Below are 5,625 nucleotides of genomic sequence, written 5' to 3'. Positions count from 1 at the left end.
GCTGGTCGCTGTGACTATAAGTATCGCCGGCTTAATGATGAGAGCGCCAATAATATAAGTAAATATATAATTCTGATTAGAAGCGTACCCAGACGGCGTAATACTATAAGAACCAGCATTAGCTGCAGTTTGACTTGAGCCCGAATAGCTAATACTTCCTGTCGGAGTGATTGTTAATGGTGATGAAAAAGTTACACCATAGATCCCAGAATAGATAGACCCATCATATGTTTTGATAATATTATTTGCCGTTACTGTAATGGAGGTAGCATTTGCAGTAATGAATGGCGTGCAGGAAATTGTACAGCCGACTGGAAAGCTCCAAGCAGCTGAAAGCTTACTGTAATCTGGCGCAACGGTAACTCCATTTGCCGCTCCTACTGCAAAACTATCGGTTACCGTAACCGCACCAGCAGCTCCGCTAGCCCCGCCTCCCACTAGAGCATTTGTGCCGGCCGCACCAACGACATTTCCAGTTGCATAAGAACTCACCACATTGCCATCAGTTGATCCTGCAACGCCACCTGAACCTGCTGCTCCGGCCACATTTCCTGTTGCATAGCTACTGCTAATACTCCCAGAAGTCATGGATCCTACTAGACCACCAGATCCTGCGGCACCATTTACATTTCCTGTGGCATAACCATTACTAATACTCCCAGAAGTCATGGATCCTACTAGTCCGCCTGATCCCGCATCTCCGGTAACGGTACCAGTGGCATGACTGTTGCTCACGCTTCCTGAGGTGCTTGACCCTAGTAGGCCGCCAGTGCCTGCGTTACCAATAACGGCAACGTCCGCATAGTCATTACTTAAGGAGCCAGTTATATTGACGCCTACTAACCCGCCAGTACCCGCAGCTCCAGTAACGGTTCCGGTTCCGGTTCCGGTTCTGGTGTTGTAGCTATTGCTGATGATTCCAGCTGAATTATTGCCAACTAGTCCGCCTGTACCTGCGCCCCCAGTGACGCTACCATTTATCAGGCCAATATTTTCGATAACAGAATTACCGCTTGTGAACCCAAACAGTCCAACATTAGGAGTGGTATTTGGCAAATTAATTGTTAAATTTGAAATAGTGTGGCCAAGTCCATCAAAGGTGCCGGTAAACCCAGCGCTAGCATTGCCAATGGGGTTAAAGCCAGCGTTACTATTCCAGCCCTTGCCATCTACTGCATCAATATTGCTGCCAAGAGCATAGTGACCAGCTAAATTAGCCCTGATTCCCTGTAAATCTTTTCCAGTAGCGCTCGTAGATGCCCCAAGACTATTGATGATGGTGTAATTAGCTCCATTGATTGCTAAAGCGCCGTCATTAAGATTGGAAAAATCAACTCTTCCTTTAAAGCTGCCATCAGTATTGAAGCCCATATTAATGGTGCCTCCAGCTATAGAGGTGCTGCCACTATTTGCAGATGAGGTGTTAATTTCTAAAGTGGCGGCACTGCTGCTGGTGGTGCTAGCAGTCATCACTGCATTTACATTCACGCTATGCGCTGCTGTTAATGTGAGCTTATTTGCGCTCCAACTAACGGCATCGTTGATGTTGATATCACCCGCTCCAGATTTTGATCCCTGGCTTGAGAGAATGCTTACATTGCTACCACTCAGGGCGGCGGAAAGGGTGGTTCCTGAAATATCGCCCGTAGCGGTATCGCCTGAAATTGTTCCGGCGCCACTAGAGGCAACCGTAAAGTCTGTTGGATCTATTGCCCAAGTCCCTGATTTACCTTGAGAAGCACTTGTATTGATGGTCGTTAAATTACCAATAGAAACTTTGCTTGCTGAGGTTTCAATATTTCCGCCATCACCACCTAGGTTCCCAGCTTTAGCGCTAATACTTCCATTGATGCTTGTGACGCTTGAAGGGTTGCTTAAGTCCGCAATAATGGAAATAGTTCCGCCGCTGCCAGCGCTAGTCGGCGCTGCATTCGCACTCATATTGCCGCTATGGGTAATAGAGCTGCTAGCCTCCAGAATAATTCGACCACCACTTTGGGTGATTCCGTCAGCCTGAATGCTTCCGGAATTAATCACGCTTCCTGTTAGCTGATTGACTGCTCGTGCAGACAAAATAATCAATCCATCAGGCGCTTGAATGGCAAGTTTATTTTCTACTAAGGTTTTTATAAGGCTAGGGGCAATCGTGAGACTGTTGAGCTTTGCAAGATCCCCAAAATTGAGAGTAATGGCCTCACCACCAGCAAGAGCAACAGTGCCTTGTTGCGCCACCATCACACCATTATTTTGAACCTCTGGAGCAAGTAGGGCGATATAGCCACCAATGCCAGATTTAATCGTGCCATCATTAACCACTGAGCCAGTAGCACCATTACGGCTAAACGTATTGCTGCCGTTCATAAAATCAGCATCACCCATTTGATGGGTAGTTGCCACAATGCCGCCCACATTGACATTGGCTCCAGGGGCAAAGTAAATGCCCGCTGAATTCATTAAAAATACTTGGCCATTGGCATTAAGGTTGCCGTATATCTGACTTGGATTGGCACTATTAACGCGATTCAATGCAACCGCACTGGCACTGGGCTGAACAAAGTTCACGGTCGCGTTTGAGCCAATATCAAAACCATTCCAGTTAATCGCTACGCGATTGCTGGCCTGGTTAATGTTCATAGTGCTACCAGCAGTATTGATCGTTGCGCTTCCTGCAGCAACGGCGCCACCGGTTGGAAGTTGATTGGGGGCTGGGGGCGACGCAATACTCGTTCCAGTAATCATTGCGCCCGCAAAGAAAATATGACGACAGCGACGCGAAGATGATTTTTGTTTGCCACGCGATTTGGTTATTTCACTTACGGCTATCCAAGCGTTACTGGCAATACTCCAGATAACCTTGAATGAGCGATTGAGTGAATTAGACAAAATAGGGCTTATTTATATTGGTAACGAAGCGGTTAGCCAAAAGCGATTGCTACTAGTCCCGCCGTTTCCATTGAATGATTGGGTCACTAATGCGGGGAGGGCTCCAGTGCGCATGGCCCAGATCGCCTTAATTTGTAATCCCATCGGACCGGACCAGCCAATACTGCTTCCAAGACCTTGCAATGCATAGGTATTGTTCAGTGGGGCGCTAGCGAAATTACTTGTTTTATAGGTTTGCACACTGGCATAGTCATAAAAACCCGTGAGCAATAATTTCATGGGAAGTGCCTGCCGTAATTCAAAGGTCATTAAATTACCTTGACTGGCATTGCCTTGACCGGTTGCGTAGGCACGAACACTGTAGGGGCCACCTAAATATAGTTGTTCCGAAGGATCTAAATTTTTGCTGGCAATTTGACCTGAGGCCCCAAGATAGGCTGATAGGCCAGAAGTAATTGCTTGAAGTCGATTAGCCGCATAACGTAATTTTGTAAAGTTACCGTTCACTTGTGGACCAATAACATCGAATTGTAAAGATGGTGAGTTATTGAGATTGACTGAGCCACCTGAAGCCATTAATGATCCAGAATTAATGCCACCACCAGCAAAACCATCAAGTAAGTTGCCGCTGAGACCACCTAGAAAAACAGAAGTGCTGTATTGGCTTGTGATTGCGCTATTAGCATTGTTGATAAAGCTACTGTAGTTGTAATTAGTTAAGAGAAAAAGATTAGCTGGCCGACTACGAATAATGGGATAAGTTAGCTCTGCCCCGCCTGTGCTTGAAGTGCCGTTAGCAAATAACTGATTGAAGCTGGAGTTGATGACTCGATAGGAAAGATAGCTTCCATTGATGCCAATGCGCAGTCCATTAGAGCCAATGGGGGCGGTTAGCGCAACCCGACCATAGTTGGTGCCCTCTGTATGCAGACCATAAACATTGACTTGCTCGCCTAATCCAAGAGGCCCATTGACATTGAGATTCGCTGTCGCCCTATTTTGACCAGTTGAGGATTGGCCAAAATTATCTACACCTACCATGCCATCAACCAATGGCTTGTCCGTAACGGTGAGAAGAACATTAGTTTCTCCTCGCTTTCCACCTTCCTGTAACGAGCTTGTTACTTGTATATCCGGCAGATCATTTAGTGTTAGTAATGCACGATCAAGCGCTGATAGCGACAGGGATGTATTACGTGGAATGGCGCTATAGACCCACTTTTCAATACGAGCATTGCTGACACGCTTTGATTTATTGTCAATGAGAATCCCGCCCAAAGAAGACTCTAGGATTTCAATAGTGACAACCCCCTCAGTCACATCCTGCTGTGGAATTTGGGTTTTAACAAGCCAACCCTGATTTCTATAGTATTCGGCGATGAGGTCAGCGGCACTCTTAAGATCATTAAAGCTAATAGGGCGATTTAAATAGGCTGCAACGAGACTATTAAGTTTTTCTGAAGACACTTTAGTGTTGCCGATAAATACAAACCGCTTTGCAATAATAGTGCCTGCTTTAGAGGGTGCGGTCTGGTCTAATTTGGGTTGAATAATATTAGGTGTGACTTGGGGCAGGGGGGTATCTTGCTCTTGGCTTCGAATCTCCTGCAAAATTGAGCCGGCAGAAGTTTGCTGTGCAAACGAATTAGGTGCTAAAAAAAGTAAAGCAAACGCCATGACTAGATAGATGACAAAATCTAGACAGAAATCTTTTGATTTCTTGTAAGTGGTAATGGTAGTTTTAATGAGTTAATCCCTGGTTTTGTTAGTCGCCTTAAAAATAAATTCGCATAAATGTATAGGGCCGATGAGTCGAATAATTAAAATCTAGCTCTTTTATTAGCAGTCATATCAATGTATCTTTATGAACGGCAATATAGGAGAGAGCTTCTTCACGTGCCCTTTTCTTTATCGCATCTGATGAAATCGATTGAATGCCAATAGTTGCAGCTTCAGAAAACTTACTCACCACTAAACGTCGCATTTCATCTATTTGCGCTAATGCATATTCAATGTTGGGAAATATTGCAGGCATTTCTAGTAACCTACCGTCCTCAGCCTCAAACGAGGTTTGAACTAAGATGCCCTTTCCAGTAGTTTCAATGATGAAAATACTCCGGCCTGAAATAGAGTCTCCTTCAGTTTGTGGCAGGCTTAATTCATCATGCTGTAAAACATTTTCTTTTAAAGTCATCATTCTACTCCGATCACTATTGGGGCTGGGCAACCTTTTTATACCGTCAACTGGTTATTAATGATCGACTTTAAGGTTATATTTGCCTATTTACCCCCCTAACTTAAGGGGGGGTATAGTTATGCAAATAAGATTTAATATTCGTAATTCAAGAGTATTCTGAGTCATCAGCTTAAAAATATGACTCCCCAATCACCTTTCTAACATCCCCTATCTTCCATACCAGTTCGGTGACAGTTGAATATCTTCAATCCTGCAATAATCTCAAATCTTAAAAATTACTCAACGAGTGCTCATCTTGACAGCTGGATTTAACCTAACCAAACAAGAATATTGTGTTTTGAGTTCTTTAAACGATGGATTGTCAGTAAAGGCCGTCGCGAAGAAGCTCAATATATCCTTACATACCGTTAATGGACACATGAAGTCCATCTACTTCAAGTTGAATGTAAAGTCTCGCGGGGAGGCTCAGCACAAATTTAATGCACACAAGGCGGTAGTTGCTAACGTAGAACTCAGTTTCCAAAATAAAGAAAAGGCAAAGCGAG

Annotated in this window: 4 protein-coding genes; 1 reads left to right on the top strand and 3 read right to left on the bottom strand. The window is 44.6% G+C overall.

The features are described 5' to 3' along the window. The 3 genes from ICN49_RS11545 to ICN49_RS11535 form a co-directional block, all read right to left on the bottom strand. On the bottom strand, nt 1-2,883 hold a 2,883-nt coding region (locus tag ICN49_RS11545), incomplete at its 3' end, for a two-partner secretion domain-containing protein (RefSeq protein ID WP_216168222.1). A 12-nt stretch (nt 2,884-2,895) separates the two neighbouring features. Further along, a complete protein-coding gene (locus ICN49_RS11540) occupies nt 2,896-4,560 on the bottom strand; it encodes a ShlB/FhaC/HecB family hemolysin secretion/activation protein (RefSeq protein WP_216168221.1) in 1,665 nt (554 codons plus the stop codon). A gap of 169 nt (nt 4,561-4,729) precedes the next feature. After that, nucleotides 4,730-5,077, bottom strand: coding sequence for a hypothetical protein (locus ICN49_RS11535; protein ID WP_216168220.1), 348 nt, complete (start codon nt 5,075-5,077; stop codon nt 4,730-4,732). A 340-nt stretch (nt 5,078-5,417) separates the two neighbouring features. On the opposite strand from ICN49_RS11535, the gene ICN49_RS11530 reads away from it, so the two are divergent. Next, nucleotides 5,418-5,625, top strand: a 208-nt coding sequence (locus tag ICN49_RS11530) for a helix-turn-helix transcriptional regulator (protein WP_216168219.1), incomplete at its 3' end; no start/stop codon positions are given.

It is taken from the genome of Polynucleobacter finlandensis (genome assembly GCF_018881755.1).
GTDB lineage: Bacteria > Pseudomonadota > Gammaproteobacteria > Burkholderiales > Burkholderiaceae > Polynucleobacter > Polynucleobacter finlandensis.
Note: the sequence above shows the minus strand (reverse complement) of the source record. Positions and strands in the feature narration are given on the sequence as shown.